This is a genomic window from Pseudocitrobacter cyperus (assembly GCF_039889165.1).
In the GTDB taxonomy this organism is placed as follows: Bacteria; Pseudomonadota; Gammaproteobacteria; order Enterobacterales; family Enterobacteriaceae; genus Pseudocitrobacter; species Pseudocitrobacter cyperus.
Genome location: NZ_JAYMYY010000008.1, coordinates 114,394 through 132,622, shown reverse-complemented (window position 1 = coordinate 132,622; position 18,229 = coordinate 114,394). Strand labels below are relative to the sequence as shown.

Below are 18,229 nucleotides of genomic sequence, written 5' to 3'. Positions count from 1 at the left end.
ACTGAAAGAAGGTTCGTGAGCGATCTCTGCCGGATGGTTTGTAGGCTTGATAAGCAAAGCGCCATCAGGCAATAGGCCGACACGATGAGCCTCAGGAACCCATAACAATAAGGAGAAACTGATTCCGTGTTAACTCTGTTACACCTGCTTTCCGCTGTCGCCCTGCTGGTTTGGGGCACCCACATTGTCCGCACGGGCGTGATGCGCGTCTTTGGCGCGCGCCTGCGTACCGTCCTCAGCCGCAGTGTTGAAAAGAAACCGCTCGCCTTCTGCGCGGGTATTGGCGTTACTGCGCTGGTGCAGAGCAGTAACGCCACGACCATGCTGGTGACGTCGTTCGTCGCCCAGGATCTTGTCGCCCTGACGCCTGCGCTGGTGATTGTCCTGGGGGCTGACGTGGGGACGGCGCTGATGGCGCGTATCCTCACCTTCGATTTATCCTGGCTGTCGCCGTTGCTGATTTTTATCGGCGTGATCTTCTTCCTTGGCCGCAAACAGTCGCGCGCCGGGCAACTGGGGCGTGTTGGTATCGGCCTTGGCCTGATTTTGCTGGCGCTGGAACTCATCGTCCAGGCCGTCACGCCGATCACCCAGGCCAACGGCGTACAGGTGATTTTCGCTTCGCTGACTGGCGATATCATGCTGGATGCGCTGATTGGCGCGATGTTCGCCATCATCAGTTATTCGAGCCTGGCCGCCGTGCTGCTGACCGCCACGCTGACCACCGCGGGGATCATTTCTTTCCCGGTGGCGCTGTGTCTGGTGATTGGCGCCAACCTCGGCTCTGGCCTGCTGGCGATGCTCAACAACAGCGCGGCCAATGCGGCGGCCCGCCGCGTGGCGCTGGGCAGTTTACTGTTTAAGCTGGTGGGTAGCCTGATTATCCTGCCATTCGTCCATGTGCTGGCCGATACGCTGCAGAAACTTCCCTTGCCGGAATCGGAACTGGTTATCTATTTCCACGTCTTCTACAACCTGATTCGCTGCGTGGTGATGATTCCATTCGCCGAGCCGATGGCGCGTTTCTGCAAACGAATGATTCGCGATGAACCCGAACTGGACGCGCGCCTGAAGCCAAAACACCTCGATACCACCGCCCTCGACACGCCTACGCTGGCGCTGGCCAATGCCGCGCGCGAAGCGCTGCGCATCGGCGACGCGATGGAGCAGATGCTGGAAGGGCTGAAAAAGGTGATGCACGGCGAGCCGCGTGAAGAGAAAGAGCTGCGTAAGCTGGCGGATGATATCAACGTGCTCTACACCGCCATCAAGCTCTATCTGGCGCGGATGCCAAAGGATGAACTGGCGGAAGAGGAGTCGCGCCGCTGGGCGGAAATTATCGAGATGTCGCTCAACCTCGAACAGGCGTCAGATATTGTGGAGCGTATGGGCAGCGAAATTGCCGATAAGTCGCTGGCGGCCCGTCGCGCATTCTCGATTGAAGGGTTGAAGGAGCTGGATGCACTTTACGAACAGTTGCTGAGTAACCTGCAACTGGCGATGTCGGTGTTCTTCTCCGGCGACGTCACCAGCGCTCGTCGTCTGCGACGCAGTAAGCATCGTTTTCGCATTCTGAATCGCCGCTACTCGCACGCGCATGTCGATCGTCTGCATCAACAAAACGTGCAGAGTATTGAAACCAGCTCGCTGCACCTTGGCCTGCTGGGCGATATGCAGCGTCTTAACTCGCTCTTCTGCTCGGTGGCTTACAGCGTGCTGGAGCAGCCGGATGAAGATGACGAACGGGATGATTATTAGTGCGTTTTGATGCCGGATGCGCTGCGCGTATCCGGCAACGACCTTTACAGGCGGTGTCCCGCTTCCAGCGGTACCGCCTCTTCACCTGCTTTAAACAGATAGTTGGTATTTGGCCCACCAAGCGTCGCGACTTCACCGCTCACCTGAATCCAGTTACCTTCCGGCAAACCAATCACCGTTAGCTCCGGCGCGGCAACCAGCAGTTCGCGGATCCGCTGTTCGCGTGTTTCACCCTGGTGCCCTTCCGGCAGCGCATTGGTGAAGTGAGGGTTAATCTGCAGCGGGAACAGCCCCAGCGCACCAAAACCTTGTGGATCGACAATCGGCATATCATTGGTGGTACGAATGGTTGGGCAAGCCAGGTTCGAGCCCGCGCTCCAGCCGATGTAGAGCGCGCCGCGTTTCACCACATCAACAATCGGTGCCAGCAGCCCGCGCTCGCGGCTCTCTTTCAGTAACTGGAAGGTATTTCCGCCGCCGACAATCACCAGGTCTGCATTTTCAATGGCAGCGATCGGATCGGCTGCGTTATGAATACCGACGACCGTCACGCCCATTGGCTCAAAGACCGCTGCCGTTTTTGCTGTGTAGGCGTCCCACGTTTGCGTCACGCCCGCGAAGGGAATAAATACCGCCGAACGGCGACCGTTCAGCGCGCCACGAATCAGCGGTAGCGCATGTTCCAGCCAGGCCTTACCCGGCAGCGTCGAGTTACTTAACAGCAGCAGTTCCATTCTTTCTCCAGACAATCAGGGAATTAAGGGGTTGATGACTATGCTATCACGCATGGTGATAAGACTTGCTGACGGGGTTCACGGAGCTGGAGAGATATTCTGGAAAGCGCCTCGCAGGTTGGAATTATCTTTCATACCGCATGGATACCGTTGTTTTATTCTCCGCTTATGGCGATGGATATTTATACCTATATGGATATAATCAGGAGGAGGGATGAGCAAGCCTCTGTTTTGGGTCGGACAGTCAAAAAAGGATCTCCAGGCGATGCCGGAGCATGTCCAGGATATTTTTGGTTACGCGCTTTGGCTTGCGCAGCAGGGGCAGAGACATCCTCAGGCCAAGCCGCTAAAAGGCTTTGGGGGTTCAGGTGTTCTGGAGGTTGTGGAAGATTTTCACGGTAATACCTGGCGTGCGGTTTATACCATTACCTTGCGTAATGCGGTGTATGTCTTACACGCATTTCAGAAAAAATCCTCTTCCGGAATCAGCACGCCAAAACCGGAAATCGATCTTATTTATCAGCGGCTCAGGGCCGCTCAACGCCATGCGCAGGGGGGATGATATGTCTCAAAATGTGGATGTTAGCTGTGGCAATGTTTATGAAGATCTCGGTATTCATGATGCCGAACAGATGCAACTGAAAGCGCAGTTGGCGCAGGCTATTAGTGAAATTCTGCAACGTAAGGGATTAACCCAACAGCAGGCCGCACATATCCTCGGTATGACACAACCTAAATTGTCTAATTTACTGAGAGGTCAGTTTCGCGGAATTAGTGAGGCGAAAATGCTCGAATGCCTGGTAAAACTGGGGCGAGATGTTGAGATTGTGGTTGGAAAACAGAGCGCTGTACGCGGTTCACTAAAAGTTATTTTTTGTGAGATGTAAAAGCGTTCTGGCGCGAATTGTTGCCAGAACGCTTTTGCTTACTCTCTCATGCAAACCTTTCCGCTTCAGCAATCAATTGCATATTGGGTCGCACTGTGCGAGCAGATATTGCTCCGCCTCACCAGACCAGACGCCCCGATGACGCGCCATAATCGCCGCCAGTCCTTCATCCTGAATGTGTGTAAGCGAGGTAAGCGGCAGGGATTTCCCGGTATACACCAGCTTTTTCCCGCCGCCGACGGCAGGTAATTCCAGCGTGGTTTCGCCCGCGGCATTCAGCCCCAGAATATGAGTTACCACTTTCGCCGCCTGCACTTTCTTCTCTTCAATCAGTTTGACCGCCGCGCGCATATCGTCGGTATTGCCGCCCGACGTGCCCACGTAGTGGGTAAAGGCGTAGTGCACATCGTAGAAATTAATCGGCGCGCTGAAGTGTTTATCCTGCGGCCCTGCGAAGAAGTTCATACAGCCGTCGGCCGCCAGCAGTGAAGAAGCGAGGGTAACCAGTTCTTCATTGGGCACGAAGACAAAAATATCATCGAAACCGTGGCCGCCGCTAAGCGCCATTAACGTCTCGTACGAGGCGTCGGTTGCATTGAGATAATGAATCAGCGTTTGCGGCTCCGACGGATAGTGTTTCTGCGCATAGCTTAACTTGTCGTTATTGGTATCGGTGATGATTAACAGCGACGGGTTAACCGGCCCATGCAGCGCATAATCAATCGCCAGCAGCCCCATCGGGCCGGTGCCGCCGAGGATCAGCGTGCGCCCCTGCGGGCGGATCCCCATCGTGTGGTTATAGGTGCCTTCCTGAAGATGATAATTGGCGTTGAAGGCGCCAATCACGCAGGAGAGCGGCTCAACCAGCGAGCCTTCAAAGTAGGTTTCGCCTTCGTATGCCAGCAGGCAATCCTGTTCCATGACCTCGTTTGGGATAACCACATGTGTCGCTTCGCCGCCCACCCACGGGAAGGAGTAACCGGGGCAGTCCGGGCGATCGGGCAGTTGCAGGTTGGCCTGGATCACGTAGCGCTGGCCCGGCTGAAATTTGTGCTGCCACTTTTTACCGACGGCCAGAATGTCGCCGCAAAATTCGTGGCCGATGATGATGGGGTTAGTCGCCACATCGTCGGGCACTTTTTTATGGTTTTCCCCCAGATTGGCCTCTTTCCAGGAGGAAAGGCACAGGCTGTCGGTGACCACCGTTGCCAGAATTTCATCCTCCTGCATGTCCGGAAGATCAAAGGTTTCCAGGCGCAGGTCGCGTTGACCGTAAAGACGCAAAGCTGTTGTTTTCATAAACCACCTCATGTTGAGCGATGGCCCCGGCGCTCTGGCCGGGGCGAAGAATCAGGACAGGAAGCCCAGCGCATTGCCGATAATCCCTAAGCCGAACAGGGCGAAGATCAGCCATACCGGGTTAATTTTTTTGTTGAGCAAACGCACCATCAGCAGCGTCAGCCCTAGCGCCAGCAGGCCGGGACAAAGCTGGTCGAGAATGTTCTGCACGGTCATGGTGACGGTGGCGCCATCGGCTCCCGGCGTTTGCGAAACGACCAGCGGCACGTTGATTGACGTCCATTTGGTGACCAGCACGCCCATCACAAACAGACCAAGAATCGAGGCACCTTCGGTCAGTTTTTGCAGCAGGTTGCCGCCCATATCGCTGACAATATTCACCCCTTTGCGAAAGCCGAGTTGCAGGCCGTACCACTTCATCGCCAGCCGCACCGCATTGAAAATAAAGAAGAACAGCAGCGGGCCAAGAATGTTGCCGGACAGCGCCAGTGACGCGCCAAGCGCGGCGGTGATCGGGCGCAAGGTGCCCCACACCAGCGGATCGCCGACCCCGGCCAGCGGGCCCATCAGGCCGACTTTGATACCGTTGATGGCGCCGTCATCAATCTCCGCACCGTTGGCTCGCGCCTCTTCCATTGCGGCGGTGACGCCGATAACCGGGCCGCACACCGCTGGCGTGGTATTGAAGAACACCAGATGGCGTTTTAGCGCGGCGACCTGGTCTTCTTTTAGCGGATAGAGGCGCTTAATGGCGGGGATCATGTCGTAGCAAAAACCCAGCCCATGAATGCGTTCAAAGTTAAAGGACGCCTGTTGCAGGTTGGAGCGCAGAAACATGCTCACCAGATCGCTGCGTGTGATTTTTCTCTGTTCCATGATGGGCTCCGTTAGTCGTCAAGCTGGTCGAGGGCGGTGGAGGAGGTGGCCTGCGTTTGCGGCGCGGCTTTACGCCACTGTGGATTAAGCTGGATGTAGACCAGCGCGATAATCACGCCGACGCCACCGAAAGCCAGCAGGCTGAGGTCGAGATAGCCACCCGCGATAAAACCGAGGAAAAAGAAGGGCATCAGATACTTCACGCCCATCATGCGCAGCACCATGGCGTAGCCGACGACAACAATAAAACCGCCTGCGATTTGCAGACCGCGGGTGACAAATTCCGGTATCGCGCTCAGCATATTGCTGACCATATCGGCGCTGACGAACAGCGAGACAATCAGCGCCGGAATGGCGACGCGCAGCGCCTGAACGCCAAGTGCGGAGACATGCAGAATATCGATAGTGCGAAAGCGCGCCTCTTCAGCGGCTTTATCCGCCGCATGCTGGAACACCACGGTGATGGTGCGGGCGAAGACCGTCAGCACCTGGCCTGCCGCCGCGACGGGGAGGGCAATGGCGATGCCCGTGGCGATGCTTTGCTGGCCGACGATAACCAGAATGGCGGAGATGATGCTGGCGAGCGCGGAATCCGGAGACTGCGCCGCGCCGACGTTCATCCAGCCAAGCGCGATAAGCTCCAGCGTACCGCCGAGCATAATCCCGGTTTTGATATCGCCAAGAATTAAGCCAATGACCGTGCAGGCGATAAGCGGGCGGTGAGTCTGAAATTCATCCAGCACGCTGCCCATCCCGGCAATACAGGAAAATAAAAATATGGCAATGATTTGTAGGGTACTTATTTCCATAATCTGTCACCTTTTGAGTGTGATCATCCCTGCCTGTTAAAGCATTCGTGCACAGGCGCTATTATTTAATTTGCGACTAACTGTTCGTTTATTTTGTCGATAATATTGATTGAGGGATCTGACGCCACGACGCGTAAATCCAGGGTGACGCCAAGACTATTCAGCGCATGAAATGCGTTAATATCGTCGTCATCTAATGAAACCGCTTTGGTTAACTGTTTTTTACCCGGGCGCCAGGCCATACCGCCAATATTCAGCACGTTAATTTTTACGCCCTGTTTAACCATCGCCAGAGCATCCTGAGGATTGGTGAAAAGATAAAAGACCGTTTCATCCTGATATTGCGGGTTGTGATAAACCGCAACGGCTTTTTCAATATTAACTACATTAACCTTTATTCCCGGCGGCGCTGCCTGGCGTAATAATGTCCGGCGAACCTCATCGTTATACACTTCATCATTGCAGATAATAATGCGCTGAGCGTTAGCTACTTTTGACCAGACGGTGGTGACCTGGCCGTGGATCAGGCGGTCATCAATGCGGGCGAGCGTAATGTTCATCAGAAATCCTCCTCAGCCGTTTCCAGTTGTCTCCAGACGACGCAGGTTTGCTTTGCGATTTGCGTCAGGTGTTCACACAGTTCATCCACGTTCATGCTGCCCTGGTTATCGACCAGTTCGAGCGCCAGCGGCAGGGAAAGGCCGCTGATCACCCGCAGGCGCGGGTTACGCATCGCAAGCGTCGCTGCCGCATTCCACGGGCTGCCGCACTGTAAATCCACGGCGATCAGCCACTCATCCTGGTTGTGAATGCTTACTAACTTTTCCAGCTTTGCCACGATGTCGCTGGCGTTCTCACCGGGCACAAATTCAACCGCCTCAACATTCGCGTCGCCGTACACCATCTGCACCGATTCCAGCATGGCGCAGGCTAATTTGCCGTGGGCGCAAAAAATAGCGTTGACCATAAAGCCTCCTTACCCGCGCGTTTTGCCGCCCGCAATGTTAGTGGTTACTCCGGTGATGTAGCTGGCGCGCTCAGACAGCAGATAACAAACAAAATCAGCGACTTCTGCTAACCTTCCGGAACGCCCAATAGGAATGGAATTTTTGCTGTAGCCTTCACGCAACTGCTCGACGGTGATGTTGCGCGTCCACGCCAGCGCTTCTTCATACTCCGGCGTGCGCAGCCCGGTTTTTTCCAGAATCCCTGGTGCGATGCCAACGACGCGGATACCGTGCTTACCCAGCTCTTTCGACCAGGAACGGGTGAAACTGTTGAGCGCGGCCTTGGTGGCGGCGTAGCAACTCTGGCCCTCTGAGCCTTCTAGCCCGCTTTCCGAAGAGACATTCAAAATCACGCCATTGCGCTGTTTCACCATCTGCCGCGCCACCGCCTGCGACATTAAAAACACGCCTTTCTGGTTGATATTGACCATTTTTTCGAATGCGGCTTCGTTGAGTTCATATTGCCCGGCAGGCGCTTTCTCATCGACCAGCAGACGCGGGAAATTAACCCCGGCGTTGTTGACCAGACCGTCAATACGGCCAAAGCGCTGGATAATTTCCGCCACCGTATGATTCACCTCGCTGGCGCTGGAAATATCGGTCGGCCAGAACTGATAGCCTTTATGCCCTGCATATTGACCGTCGCCGCTGTGAATATCGGCCATCTGCACATTCGCGCCTTGCGCTAATAATTCTTCGACAATCGCCAGGCCAATGCCGGATGCGCCGCCGGTGACAATAATGATTTTATCCTGCAAATTTAACCACGTTTGCATAACAGACTCCTGATTTTAGGTAACAGAGGCCCGCTGTAATTTTGTATTACAGACAGAGTCGGGCAGATTTTTATTTCAGTAACAATTCAGCCGTGTCGCTATTCGTGACCAGGCAATTAATATAATTTCCGCGCAGCGCGCCAATAATTCCGCTGTATTTTTCTGCGCCCATGGCAATACCAATGGAATAGCGCGCCTGCTTTAATTTACTCATTTCGATAGAGAGCGTTTTCTCGCTCATATTGGTATCGACCGTTGCGCCGTGAATATCGAAAAAGCGCGAGCAAATATCACCGGCGACCTGGCGGGCATTCAGGTCATCACTCTCTTCGCCGCCATAAAATGCATGCCAGTTAGCGCCATCGCGAATGGCCGGGGAACCAATTCCCACCAGGGCGACGTCCAGATTGTCCCAGTAGGCAGAGATCGTTTTAAAGTGCTGCGACTGCATGATCCCATTACGAATTAACGGGTTATCTAATAGGGCAGGAAAATCGGCGAGATGCGATTCGCCTTTCAGCTTTGCCGCCGCGCCGTAAGTCAATGTGTTCACATGATAGCGGCTTTCTAGTTTCCCGGATGGCCCGCCGATAATCGGTACGCAGATTAACTGCCGCGATTGCGCCGCCTGCGGCAGATTTTCGACCAGCGCGCGTACCGCGCGACCCCAGGAGAAACCGACAATATCGCCAGGCTCCAGCAAGCGATCCAGCAACTGCGCGCCGTGTAACCCCATCATGGTGAGCTGCGCCTCTTCCTCTTCATCGCTGCCCGACACCACCACGGCCTCTTTCAGGCCAAACTGTTGCTTGAGCTGCTGCTCCAGCCAAAGATTTTCGTTGTAGTCGTAGTTAATGGCGATGGTGACAATACCCTGCTCGCGGCCCCGCTTAAGCAGGCGGCTGATGGTGGTACGGTAAATACCCAACTCGCGGGCGATTTGCGCCTGGGTCATATCCTGCTCGTAATAGAGTTGGGCAATCTTCACAATCAAACGGATATCGTCACTGTTTTCCATTGCCGCCTCCTCATTCTGCACATATGTGCAAATGTGCTTTTTAACCGCTTAATCTGATATAACCCCATCATGATGCGGTTTAAAAGTGATTTTTAACTCTTTCAGGCGGATGAAAGAGCGCTTTATCTTGCACATTTGTTTCTCTGCGCAGGAGTCAGTAGCACAGGTGTGCAGAAGTGTGTAATTGATTGATTAACCTGATTTTCGCTACGCAAACTTGCACAGGGTGGCGGATGACACTTTTGTGATAAAAGGCGCTGCAGATCACATTTAATTTCGACGTTGCCGCATAACCCTGTTTTTCATCGTTAAGAGGTAGGGTATATTCCGCGTTTTAGAGGAGAATTTATGCTGCCCGACTCATCCATCCGCTTAAACAAATACATCAGCGAAAGTGGCATTTGCTCACGCCGCGAAGCCGATCGTTACATTGAACAAGGTAACGTTTTCCTCAACGGTAAGCGCGCCACCATTGGCGATCAGGTAAAACCTGGCGACGTTGTAAAAGTAAACGGTCAGTTGATTGAGCCACGGGAAGCAGAAGATTTGGTGCTGATTGCCCTGAACAAACCAGTCGGTATTGTCAGCACCACGGAGGATGGCGAGCGCGACAACATCGTCGATTTCGTCAACCACAGCAAACGCGTGTTCCCGATTGGCCGCCTGGATAAAGATTCACAGGGGCTGATTTTCCTTACCAACCACGGCGATCTGGTCAATAAGATCCTGCGTGCCGGTAACGATCACGAAAAAGAGTATCTGGTGACGGTCGATAAACCGGTGACGGATGAGTTTGTGCGTGGCATGGGCGCGGGCGTCCCGATCCTCGGTACAGTGACGAAGAAGTGCAAGGTTAAAAAAGAAGCACCGTTTGTCTTTCGCATCACGCTGGTGCAGGGCCTGAACCGTCAGATTCGCCGCATGTGCGAGCACTTTGGCTACGAAGTGAAAAAGCTGGAACGCACACGTATTATGAACGTCAGTTTAAGTGGTATTCCGTTGGGTGAATGGCGTGACTTAACCGATGATGAACTGATCGACCTGTTTAAACTTATCGAAGGCTCCTCTTCAGAGGCCAAACCGAAAGCAAAGGCTAAACCGAAAACGGCGGGAATTAAACGCCCGGTAGTGAAGATAGAAAAGACGGCGGAGAAAGCGCGCCCGGCGTCAAACGGCAAGCGTTTTGCGTCGCCGGGGCGTAAAAAGAAAGGACGTTAATCAGCGCCTGCCGCGCGTTGGCGTATTCGCCGACCAGGAAAAGGATGCTTCCGCATCCGGTTTATAAGCCTGCTTTTTCTTCAACTGGCGGGCTTTCTTCGCTTCAGCTTCACGCGCAACCATCAACTTATCGATGTACTCTTTCTTGATGCTGTTGGTTTCGGCATTGGTCAACACGCGGCCATGCGCAATACGCGCGCGGTCAAGCAACGTTTTTAGTTCACGCTGCTCGCGCTCGGTCATCTCTTTTTGGGTAATGCGGGGGAGTGCCATGGTGGTGCCCTCAGTTGGCCAGAGAGTCCAGTGTACGGGAAATTGTGCGAAAGAAACTAATGCTGAAAGCGCATCGCAGATTATTTATTTCCCTGGTGACGAATAAATGCTCCTGAATTAGCGTAATGCCTGTGTTTGGACAAAGTATGTGAACATCACAAATAATGCATGTATAAAATTTTATACAAGGATGTGTTATGCTTTCAATCAGGCAAGCGTCGAGACCTATTGCCTGGGTCGGTCATTTGATGACTTACGCTGTTTATGTGTTGCACTGTTTCGGCAAAAAGACACAGCGCACTTCTGAGCAAGATAAACGTATTGCAAAAGCCCGTTATCAGGCGGTACAGCAAGAGTTAAGGAACCGAAAATGAGCTCCTCCATTGATGTCAAAATCCATCACGTGACGCCTGCGGATGCCAATATATTTTCTGAACTGGGATTTAGTGGCGAAGAAGCGCAACAGCTTTTTCTGGACGCTGAACGAGAAGTTGAGCAACTCATTGCGCTTAAACAGCAATTGATGCAGGAAATTTCCGTCTGGATTAACGAGCACAAACTGAAACAAGCTGACGCCGCCCTGAAATTAAATATTTCCCGACCACGGGTTTCGGACGTTGTGAATCATAAAACCAATAAATTCACCCTGGACGCTTTGGTTATGATGTTGGTGAGGTTGGGGAAACCCGTCACACTGCAAGTAGGCTAAACCCGGCAAGTTCACCTCACCGGGCTGTAATTCATCCCTCTTTCACCGCATCCCGAGCCTTCTCATCAATCGGCTTCCCGGACCAGTAACCCGCCAGCAGGGAGCCGGAAAGATTGTGCCACACCGAGAACAGCGCGCCGGGCAGCGCCGCGAGTGGGCCGAAGTAGATTTTTCCCAGCGCGGCGGCGAGGCCGGAGTTTTGCATCCCCACTTCAATCGCCAGTGTGCGGCAGGTGGATTCATCAAAGCCGAACAGTTTCCCGCCCCAATATCCGCCGAGCAGGCCGATGGTGTTATGCAGGATCACCGCGATAATCACCACAAAACCGACCGAGGCAATGTGTGATGCGGAACCGGCCACCACGGCACTGATGATCGCCAGAATACATACCATGGAGAAGGCGGGCAGGTAAGGCTCCACCGCTTTGACCACCCGCGGGAAGAGGTGGTGAACAATCAGCCCCAGGCCAATGGGGATCACCACGATTTGCAGAATACTTAACAGCATGCCCATTACATCAACCTGAATATGCGCATCGACGTACAGACGGGTGAGCAACGGCGTGGCAATTACGCCAACCAGCGTTGAAACAGAGGAAATGGTGACTGACAGCGCGACGTCGCCTTTCGCCAGATAAATCATCACGTTGGATGCCGTCCCACTGGCGACGCTGCCAACCAGCACCATACCGGCGGAGAGTTCGGGGGGCATTTTAAACAGCAACGCCAGCAGCCAGGCGGCGAGCGGCATCACCAGATAATGCAGAAAGATCCCCGCCGCAACCGGTGCCGGACGTGAAAGCACGCGCTTAAAATCGTCCACTTTGAGATGCACGCCCATACCGAACATAATCAGCATCAGCAGAGTCGGCACCCACGGGCCGATGGCTGTGAAGGTGGGCGGCGTGTAATAAGCAATAACGGAGAGCAGCAGCGCCCATAACGGGAACAGCCGGGTCAGAACAGCGAGCATGTTGTATTCCTTGCGATAGCGTTGTGTTTGCGTTGTTTGTTATAAAAATGGCCGGGTTCGAGCCCGGCCATAGGTATTGTTTATCGCGTGAGAGGGGATTATTCAAACAAATTATGTTCATGTTCCCCTGTGAATACTCTCCCAGCTCAATCCAAAACGTGCCAGATATTTACGTAATCGATCGGCGTCGTTAGGGTTGGCCTTTTTCTGCCGGGAGACAGCAAACAGCATTCTTCCTGCTTCTGAAAGCGATGCGCTGGTACGGCATACGTCCAGAACGGTCTCCAGTTGGCGCTGATCAAAGAGATCAATTTCCTGATTAATGATCGTCGCTTCACCTGTGGTTTGCCACTCTGCCTTTAAGCGAGCAATTTCTTCATCGACGACAGCGAGCGTTATGCGCCCCTTCTCTGCAAGTGTTGCCGTACGCGTGATCGATGCGCTTAATTCCCTGAAGTTTCCACGCCATACTGCTTGTTGCGAGCAGGCAAAGGAGAGATAACGCTCACGCGCCTCTTTATCGAAACGCACCTGTGATTGTTGTTCACGCGTAAATCGCCCCAGCTCATACTCAACGTTGGGGGCGATATCTTCCCGCCGCTGTATCAGTCCTGGCAGTGCGAAACTCCACATATTAATACGGGCGTAAAGGTCTTCGCGAAAACGCCCCTCGGCGATCCATTGGCGCATATCGCGATGGGTGCCGGCAATCAGTTGAAAATCGCTATGCACCTCTTTATCAGAGCCAAATGGGAAGAAGGTTTTTTCCTCAATGGCTTTTAACAGCATCGCCTGTTCGTCCAGCCCCAGTTCGGCGATCTCATCAAGAAACAGCACGCCACCATTGGCTTCCCGGAGCAAACCGGCGCGTGGCGTTAATGCACCGGTAAATGCGCCTTTGACATGCCCAAACAGCGTGGACATGGCGTTATCGCCGCGCAATGTGGCGCAGTTGATGGCCACGAATTTTCCGTCGACCCGATGACGCGACTGACGAAGCTGAAATATCCGTTTTGCCAGAAATGATTTCCCGGCACCGGTCGGCCCGGTAAGCAAGATGGGTGCACAGGAACGCAGGGCCACGCGCTCAATCTGGTCAATCAGTTTGTTAAATGTGACGTTCCGCGTCTCGATACCGGCTTTCAGAAAAGAGACCGATTGCTGCTGTTCGTGCTGAAAACGACTAGTCAGGGTGGAGTAACGACTTAAATCAAGGTCGATAACCGAGTACTTGCCTGCTGCGATGGCTTCATCAGACGAATCTTTCGGCGCCGGGCTGGTTTGCAGCAGGCTGGCGGGAAGATAGCGAGCCTCCGTGAGCAGGAACCAGCAAATCTGCGCCACATGCGTACCGGTGGTGATATGCACCAGATACTCTTCATTCTCGGTATCAAAAGGGTAATGTGTCGCAAAGTCGAGAAAGGCGGCGTAAACCTCTTCAAAATCCCACGGGTCATTAATCGTCACGGTATGTGGACGTACATCGGTGCGAGGCGAGAGCAGGGCAACGTCTTCTGCCAGCCGTTGCGCCATGTTTTCATCACGTGGCTGGTGGAGTAATTCCAGGCGGTCTATGGGGAAATCAGCCTGCTGGCATAATCCTACAGTGGGCCGCCATTTCTTAAATCGGTTTGCTCGCTTGCCGCGTTTATCCAGGACTGTACCCAGGACGCCAATCACCACCCGCCGTTTTTTCATGGTTTATCCATAAAAATAAGTATTGATATCAAAAGATAAATTTTTCCTGACAGGCAGGCAATGCCTGTTACGGACTGAAAAAATAAAACCATTATTAATCATATGATTATAAATATTTATCGTGATTTTCTTCTTCTGGCACGCTTCTGGCAATAACTTCATCGGTCAACATGCTGAAAATGCAGGGGATTAAAACCCCGCCGGCGCCCCAGGAGCAGTTGAGGCTGTTTTCCCGAGAGCGTTCCGTCTCAGTCGATGACACGCAAGGGTTCGATTCCCGATTCATTTACTCAATGAACACTGGTTGTTATTCACCGAACAAAACCGTGGATTGTGCAGGTGGCAATTCGCAAAACAGGCTGCCGGTAATGATGCCGTGCGGCAGGCAAAAGGGAGTTCCCCTGTCGCTTCGCCTCTGCACTCGCACCTGATTTTTAAAAGGAACAGAAAATGTCGAAGAAAATCACAATACGAAAAGGTCAGTTGGGATTACTGGCAAAAAATGGCGATTACTACAGTGTCCTGGAAGCAGGCGAACATCGTTTATCCTGGTTCACCACGCCGGATGTGTTGGTGGTAAACCTGGACGGTGGCGAAGTGCCTGAAGTACTGGCGAACTGGCTGCGTCGCTATCAGCCAGAATGGGTTGAACGTTACTGCGTGATCGCGGATTTAACCGATTCTGAAGCAGGCGCCTTGTATATCAATGGCGTGTTGCAAGAGATTCTCGCGCCTTCCACTCGTCGTTTGTACTGGAAGCCTATTGAGGAGATGCACGTGATGCGTATGGATACGCGGCAGGTTCAGGTCCCTGCGGAGGTTATGAACGCGGTGTTACAGCCACGACGCAGTGGTGCGGTAAAAGGGCGCGATATTATTCTCACGGTATCTATCGCTGCATGGCATGTGGGGGTTTTAAAAGTTGATGGTGAAACACAGGCATTGCTGTCACCCGGATTGAGTGCCTGGTGGAAGGTGAATCACCTTGTGGAGGCCGAGGCGGTCGATACCCGACTTCAGGTTCTGGAAGTGGGCGGGCAGGAGATTCTGACCAAAGACAAAGTGAATCTTCGTTTGAATCTGGCGGCTAACTGGCGTTATCAGGATGTTTTACAGGCTTTTGGACAACTGGCGAAACCGATAGATCACTTGTACCGCGAGCTGCAATTCGCGCTACGTGAAGCCGTGGGAACACGCACGCTCGATGAATTGCTGGAAGATAAGCAGGTTATCGATCAGGTGGTGAGCGCACAGGTGAAAGCCCGTATGGCGCCATTGGGTATTGAAATCGCGTCTTTAGGTGTGAAGGACATTGTGCTGCCGGGCGAAATGAAAACCATCCTGGCGAAGGTCGTTGAAGCGGAGAAATCGGCGCAGGCGAACGTTATCCGTCGACGTGAAGAGACGGCTGCAACGCGTTCGCTTTTAAACACAGCCAAAGTCATGGAAAACAACCCGGTTGCGCTGCGGCTCAAGGAAATGGAGACCTTAGAAAAGGTGGCTGAGCGTATCGATAAAATCTCGGTCTTTGGCGGTCTTGACCAGCTGCTACACGGTTTAGTGAATATAAAAGGGTAGAGTAAATGATGAATAACGGCGTTAACGGCGCGATGCGCGAGCGGGTGTTACGACAGCTCGAAGAGGTGGAGCGCCGTTATGATGTAAGGGTGCTTTTTGCCTGTGAATTCGGTAGCCGGGGCTGGGGATTCGCCTCGCCTGATAGTGATTACGACGTGCGCTTTTTATATGTTCACCCGCCGGAATGGTATTTGCGGGTTGAGCCCCAGCGAGATGTGATCGAACTGCCGATAGATGATGAGCTGGATGTTTGTGGTTGGGAGTGGCGTAAGGCTCTTGGTCTACTAAAAGGGGCAAACCCGACGCTTATCGAATGGCTGGATTCGCCAATCGTTTATCGGCAGGACGATGTGACATTTTCGGCGCTGAAAGAGCAGATCCCTCATTGGTTCTCACCGCTTCGCGCACGCTGGCACTACCTCTCAATGGCGCGGAAAAACTTTCGTGGTTATCTGCAGGGGGATGAAGTCAGATTGAAAAAATACTTCTACGTACTGCGTCCGCTGCTGGCAGTTCGCTGGATTGAGGCAGGAAAAGGCGCTCCACCGATGCGTTTTGCCGAGCTATTGGCAGGTAGCGATCTGGAGACCGCATTGCGTCGGGAGATAGACGAATTGTTGGTGCGTAAAATGCGCGCAGGTGAAGCGGAATATGGCATGCGGCGTCCGTTGTTGCATGCATTCATCCACTCGGAACTGGCGAGAGGCGAAGTGACACCTACGTTGCCAGATGCCCGAACGGGAAATGTCAGCGCGCTTGATAAACTGCTTTATCAAACGGTGATGGTGTGATCATATTGCCCGACAGCGATATTGCTTGTCGGGCATTATTCCGTGCCAATTTATTCAAACAAATTATGATGCAGCTTCTGCACAACCTGTTCGGCTTCGCTACCTGGCACCAGGAAGCAAAGATTATGGCTGGATGCGCCGTAGCAAATCATACGAATGTTGAACGGCTCCATAACTCCAAATACTTCTTTCCCTACGCCGCAGGCTTTGGAGAGGTCGTTACCAATCAGCGCCACCAGCGCGAGGTTCTCTTCTACTTCCACGCGGCACAGTTCGGACAGCTCCATCAACAGCGACTGCGTCAGCAGCGTATCGCCGGTGGAGGTTGAGCCGGTGGTATCCAGCGTTAACGCCACGCTCACTTCTGAGGTGGTGATTAAATCGACGGAGATATTGTGGCGCGCCAGAATGCCGAAAACTTCCGCCAGGAAACCGCGGGAGTGCAGCATATTCAGGCTGTGCAGCGTGACCAGCGTCTGCTTACGACGCAGGGCCAGCGCGCGGAACAGCGGTGGGTTCTGGGTCTTATTGCACACCAGCGTACCGCCCGCCTGCGGATCTTTGCTGGAACCGACAAAGACGGGAATATCGCTGCGCACGGCAGGCAACAGCGTTGCCGGGTGCAGCACTTTCGCGCCGAAGGTTGCCATTTCAGCGGCCTCTTCAAAGGCGATTTCATCAATGCGTTTTGCCGTGGGGACGACGCGCGGGTCAGTGGTGTAAATACCCGGCACATCCGTCCAGATATCGACACGGGTGGCATGTAGCGCTTCGCCCAGCAGGGCGGCGGTATAGTCGCTGCCGCCACGGCCAAGCGTGGTGGTGCGGCCTTTGGCTTCGCTACCGATAAACCCCTGGGTGATGACCATGCCTTCTGCAAGACGCGGCGCAAGCTGCTGCGTCGCCAGTTCCGCCAGCGCGGCGACGTCGGGCTCGGCACGGCCAAAGCGATCGCTGGTGCGCATCACTTTGCGCACATCAAACCACTGTGCCTGCACATCGCGCTGACGCAGCACTTCTACGAACAACAGGGTGGACATCAGCTCGCCGTGGCTGACCAGTTCATCGGTCAGCGCAGTTGAGGTGGCCAGAGAAGCCGCTTCCGCAAGCGTGGTGATATTTTCCAGCAGGCGTTCCACTTCTTCGCGAATGACGTTCGGGTTTGCCAGACGTTCCAGAATCGAGAACTGAATATTACGGATGGCATCAAGTTTAGCGAAGCGCTCGGTTGCTTCCAGGCCTTCGGCCAGCGCAACCAGCAGGTTGGTGACGCCTGCGGAGGCGGAGAGCACCACTAAACGGACGCGGGAATCGGAGAGAACCACGTCCGCGCTGCGGTTCATGGCATCAAAATCGGCTACGCTGGTGCCGCCAAATTTGGCGACGACAAAATCTGTCATTGTGTACTGCCTCGTGTCAGGGGTTCCATTTTTCAGCCTTGGCACAAGGGAAGAGCGATATACAGGGGCGCAGAAACTACGGATTCCCCAGAAGTGCTCCACCTTGCGAAACGCCGGACTGCCAACGTTTCTGGTGACAACCCAGGGGATTCAGCCCCTGCGGCCGATAGTGAATGCTACCGAACTCTTCACCACCTCGGCGTTGCTCCCCCTCGGATACCGTCATCGAACCGGTGTCTCATGTACCTTACCTGGGCAACGCGCCTCTTCTAGTGCCTTTATAAATAAAGGCTTATGCCACCCCTGTCAACGCCGGGGTTATGCGGATTTTTCATGCAAAAAGGGGTGTCAGAAAAATCACTTATGACAGCTATACTTTTTGCGTCTTCTTTCCCTCTTTGAGCCCTGAAACACTAAAACGATCA

General features: G+C 53.7%; 20 protein-coding genes and 1 riboswitch. Of the genes, 8 read left to right on the top strand and 12 right to left on the bottom strand.

The features are described from left to right. Positions 1 to 126 precede the first annotated feature (126 nt). Entirely contained in the window at positions 127 to 1,758 is a 1,632-nt protein-coding gene (locus tag VSR74_RS20450) for a Na/Pi cotransporter family protein (RefSeq protein WP_347796391.1), read from the top strand. Between the two features lie 44 nt (positions 1,759 to 1,802). Here the strand turns inward: VSR74_RS20450 and pepE are convergent, their stop codons facing one another. Then, the gene (gene pepE, locus VSR74_RS20445) at positions 1,803 to 2,492 is read right to left on the bottom strand and encodes a dipeptidase PepE (RefSeq protein ID WP_347796390.1); all 690 of its coding nucleotides are present in this window, start codon (positions 2,490 to 2,492) and stop codon (positions 1,803 to 1,805) included. A gap of 214 nt (positions 2,493 to 2,706) precedes the next feature. On the opposite strand from pepE, the gene VSR74_RS20440 reads away from it, so the two are divergent. Continuing rightward, complete coding sequence (locus VSR74_RS20440) at positions 2,707 to 3,054, top strand: type II toxin-antitoxin system RelE/ParE family toxin (protein ID WP_347796389.1); 348 nt, start codon at positions 2,707 to 2,709, stop codon at positions 3,052 to 3,054. A gap of 1 nt (position 3,055) precedes the next feature. Next, entirely contained in the window at positions 3,056 to 3,379 is a 324-nt protein-coding gene (locus VSR74_RS20435; protein WP_347796388.1) for a helix-turn-helix domain-containing protein, read from the top strand. A 72-nt stretch (positions 3,380 to 3,451) separates the two neighbouring features. Here the strand turns inward: VSR74_RS20435 and sorE are convergent, their stop codons facing one another. The 7 genes from sorE to VSR74_RS20400 form a co-directional block, all read right to left on the bottom strand. After that, positions 3,452 to 4,678 carry an L-sorbose 1-phosphate reductase gene (sorE, locus tag VSR74_RS20430; RefSeq protein WP_347796387.1) on the bottom strand — a complete coding sequence of 409 codons (1,227 nt, stop codon included), beginning with the start codon at positions 4,676 to 4,678 and terminating at the stop codon, positions 3,452 to 3,454. A gap of 51 nt (positions 4,679 to 4,729) precedes the next feature. Then, complete coding sequence (locus VSR74_RS20425; protein ID WP_347796386.1) at positions 4,730 to 5,554, bottom strand: PTS system mannose/fructose/sorbose family transporter subunit IID; 825 nt, start codon at positions 5,552 to 5,554, stop codon at positions 4,730 to 4,732. 11 nt (positions 5,555 to 5,565) lie between these two features. Further along, the gene (locus tag VSR74_RS20420; RefSeq protein ID WP_276222208.1) at positions 5,566 to 6,363 is read right to left on the bottom strand and encodes a PTS mannose/fructose/sorbose transporter subunit IIC; all 798 of its coding nucleotides are present in this window, start codon (positions 6,361 to 6,363) and stop codon (positions 5,566 to 5,568) included. 65 nt (positions 6,364 to 6,428) lie between these two features. Beyond that, a complete protein-coding gene (locus VSR74_RS20415) occupies positions 6,429 to 6,923 on the bottom strand; it encodes a PTS system mannose/fructose/N-acetylgalactosamine-transporter subunit IIB (RefSeq protein WP_347796385.1) in 495 nt (164 codons plus the stop codon). After that, the gene (locus VSR74_RS20410; RefSeq protein ID WP_347796384.1) at positions 6,923 to 7,330 is read right to left on the bottom strand and encodes a mannose/fructose/sorbose PTS transporter subunit IIA; all 408 of its coding nucleotides are present in this window, start codon (positions 7,328 to 7,330) and stop codon (positions 6,923 to 6,925) included. Before VSR74_RS20410 ends, VSR74_RS20415 begins: the two co-directional genes overlap by 1 nt. A gap of 9 nt (positions 7,331 to 7,339) precedes the next feature. Further along, positions 7,340 to 8,146, bottom strand: coding sequence for an SDR family oxidoreductase (locus VSR74_RS20405; RefSeq protein WP_347796383.1), 807 nt, complete (start codon positions 8,144 to 8,146; stop codon positions 7,340 to 7,342). Between the two features lie 70 nt (positions 8,147 to 8,216). Next, a complete protein-coding gene (locus VSR74_RS20400) occupies positions 8,217 to 9,164 on the bottom strand; it encodes a sugar-binding transcriptional regulator (RefSeq protein ID WP_347796382.1) in 948 nt (315 codons plus the stop codon). Between the two features lie 348 nt (positions 9,165 to 9,512). Between VSR74_RS20400 and rluF the strand changes: the two genes are divergently transcribed. Then, entirely contained in the window at positions 9,513 to 10,382 is an 870-nt protein-coding gene (rluF, locus tag VSR74_RS20395; RefSeq protein WP_347796381.1) for a 23S rRNA pseudouridine(2604) synthase RluF, read from the top strand. On the opposite strand, the gene VSR74_RS20390 is transcribed toward rluF, so the two are convergent. After that, positions 10,383 to 10,655 carry a YjbD family protein gene (locus tag VSR74_RS20390; RefSeq protein ID WP_149461760.1) on the bottom strand — a complete coding sequence of 91 codons (273 nt, stop codon included), beginning with the start codon at positions 10,653 to 10,655 and terminating at the stop codon, positions 10,383 to 10,385. 197 nt (positions 10,656 to 10,852) lie between these two features. Between VSR74_RS20390 and VSR74_RS20385 the strand changes: the two genes are divergently transcribed. Both VSR74_RS20385 and VSR74_RS20380 read left to right on the top strand, forming a co-directional pair. After that, positions 10,853 to 11,029, top strand: a complete 177-nt coding sequence (locus VSR74_RS20385; protein WP_411914275.1) for a type II toxin-antitoxin system RelE/ParE family toxin — start codon at positions 10,853 to 10,855, stop codon at positions 11,027 to 11,029. Then, entirely contained in the window at positions 11,026 to 11,364 is a 339-nt protein-coding gene (locus VSR74_RS20380) for a helix-turn-helix domain-containing protein (RefSeq protein WP_347796380.1), read from the top strand. Before VSR74_RS20385 ends, VSR74_RS20380 begins: the two co-directional genes overlap by 4 nt. A gap of 31 nt (positions 11,365 to 11,395) precedes the next feature. On the opposite strand, the gene panS is transcribed toward VSR74_RS20380, so the two are convergent. Both panS and rtcR read right to left on the bottom strand, forming a co-directional pair. Next, on the bottom strand, positions 11,396 to 12,337 hold the full coding sequence (panS, locus tag VSR74_RS20375) for a ketopantoate/pantoate/pantothenate transporter PanS (RefSeq protein WP_347796379.1): 942 nt from the start codon (positions 12,335 to 12,337) through the stop codon (positions 11,396 to 11,398). Between the two features lie 117 nt (positions 12,338 to 12,454). Beyond that, positions 12,455 to 14,035 carry an RNA repair transcriptional activator RtcR gene (rtcR, locus tag VSR74_RS20370; protein ID WP_347796378.1) on the bottom strand — a complete coding sequence of 527 codons (1,581 nt, stop codon included), beginning with the start codon at positions 14,033 to 14,035 and terminating at the stop codon, positions 12,455 to 12,457. A gap of 450 nt (positions 14,036 to 14,485) precedes the next feature. Between rtcR and VSR74_RS20365 the strand changes: the two genes are divergently transcribed. Both VSR74_RS20365 and VSR74_RS20360 read left to right on the top strand, forming a co-directional pair. Further along, positions 14,486 to 15,613: a slipin family protein gene (locus VSR74_RS20365; RefSeq protein ID WP_347796377.1), complete on the top strand. Its 1,128-nt coding sequence runs from the start codon at positions 14,486 to 14,488 to the stop codon at positions 15,611 to 15,613. 5 nt (positions 15,614 to 15,618) lie between these two features. Continuing rightward, the gene (locus VSR74_RS20360; protein ID WP_347796376.1) at positions 15,619 to 16,404 is read left to right on the top strand and encodes a nucleotidyltransferase domain-containing protein; all 786 of its coding nucleotides are present in this window, start codon (positions 15,619 to 15,621) and stop codon (positions 16,402 to 16,404) included. A 50-nt stretch (positions 16,405 to 16,454) separates the two neighbouring features. Here VSR74_RS20360 and lysC read toward each other — a convergent pair whose 3' ends face one another. After that, on the bottom strand, positions 16,455 to 17,804 hold the full coding sequence (gene lysC / locus VSR74_RS20355) for a lysine-sensitive aspartokinase 3 (protein ID WP_347796375.1): 1,350 nt from the start codon (positions 17,802 to 17,804) through the stop codon (positions 16,455 to 16,457). Between the two features lie 83 nt (positions 17,805 to 17,887). After that, positions 17,888 to 18,081, bottom strand: a riboswitch (Lysine riboswitch). Positions 18,082 to 18,229 lie beyond the last annotated feature (148 nt).

Bases quoted from the DNA above. Each gene is read 5' to 3' on its own strand.
- pepE (WP_347796390.1), bottom strand. From the start codon at position 2,492: ATGGAACTGCTGCTGTTAAGTAACTCGACGCTGCCGGGTAAGGCCTGG.
- VSR74_RS20440 (WP_347796389.1), top strand. From the start codon at position 2,707: ATGAGCAAGCCTCTGTTTTGGGTCGGACAGTCAAAAAAGGATCTCCAG.
- VSR74_RS20435 (WP_347796388.1), top strand. From the start codon at position 3,056: ATGTCTCAAAATGTGGATGTTAGCTGTGGCAATGTTTATGAAGATCTC.
- sorE (WP_347796387.1), bottom strand. From the start codon at position 4,678: ATGAAAACAACAGCTTTGCGTCTTTACGGTCAACGCGACCTGCGCCTG.
- VSR74_RS20425 (WP_347796386.1), bottom strand. From the start codon at position 5,554: ATGGAACAGAGAAAAATCACACGCAGCGATCTGGTGAGCATGTTTCTG.
- VSR74_RS20420 (WP_276222208.1), bottom strand. From the start codon at position 6,363: ATGGAAATAAGTACCCTACAAATCATTGCCATATTTTTATTTTCCTGT.
- VSR74_RS20415 (WP_347796385.1), bottom strand. From the start codon at position 6,923: ATGAACATTACGCTCGCCCGCATTGATGACCGCCTGATCCACGGCCAG.
- VSR74_RS20410 (WP_347796384.1), bottom strand. From the start codon at position 7,330: ATGGTCAACGCTATTTTTTGCGCCCACGGCAAATTAGCCTGCGCCATG.
- VSR74_RS20405 (WP_347796383.1), bottom strand. From the start codon at position 8,146: ATGCAAACGTGGTTAAATTTGCAGGATAAAATCATTATTGTCACCGGC.
- VSR74_RS20400 (WP_347796382.1), bottom strand. From the start codon at position 9,164: ATGGAAAACAGTGACGATATCCGTTTGATTGTGAAGATTGCCCAACTC.
- rluF (WP_347796381.1), top strand. From the start codon at position 9,513: ATGCTGCCCGACTCATCCATCCGCTTAAACAAATACATCAGCGAAAGT.
- VSR74_RS20390 (WP_149461760.1), bottom strand. From the start codon at position 10,655: ATGGCACTCCCCCGCATTACCCAAAAAGAGATGACCGAGCGCGAGCAG.
- VSR74_RS20385 (WP_411914275.1), top strand. From the start codon at position 10,853: ATGCTTTCAATCAGGCAAGCGTCGAGACCTATTGCCTGGGTCGGTCAT.
- VSR74_RS20380 (WP_347796380.1), top strand. From the start codon at position 11,026: ATGAGCTCCTCCATTGATGTCAAAATCCATCACGTGACGCCTGCGGAT.
- panS (WP_347796379.1), bottom strand. From the start codon at position 12,337: ATGCTCGCTGTTCTGACCCGGCTGTTCCCGTTATGGGCGCTGCTGCTC.
- rtcR (WP_347796378.1), bottom strand. From the start codon at position 14,035: ATGAAAAAACGGCGGGTGGTGATTGGCGTCCTGGGTACAGTCCTGGAT.
- VSR74_RS20365 (WP_347796377.1), top strand. From the start codon at position 14,486: ATGTCGAAGAAAATCACAATACGAAAAGGTCAGTTGGGATTACTGGCA.
- VSR74_RS20360 (WP_347796376.1), top strand. From the start codon at position 15,619: ATGATGAATAACGGCGTTAACGGCGCGATGCGCGAGCGGGTGTTACGA.
- lysC (WP_347796375.1), bottom strand. From the start codon at position 17,804: ATGACAGATTTTGTCGTCGCCAAATTTGGCGGCACCAGCGTAGCCGAT.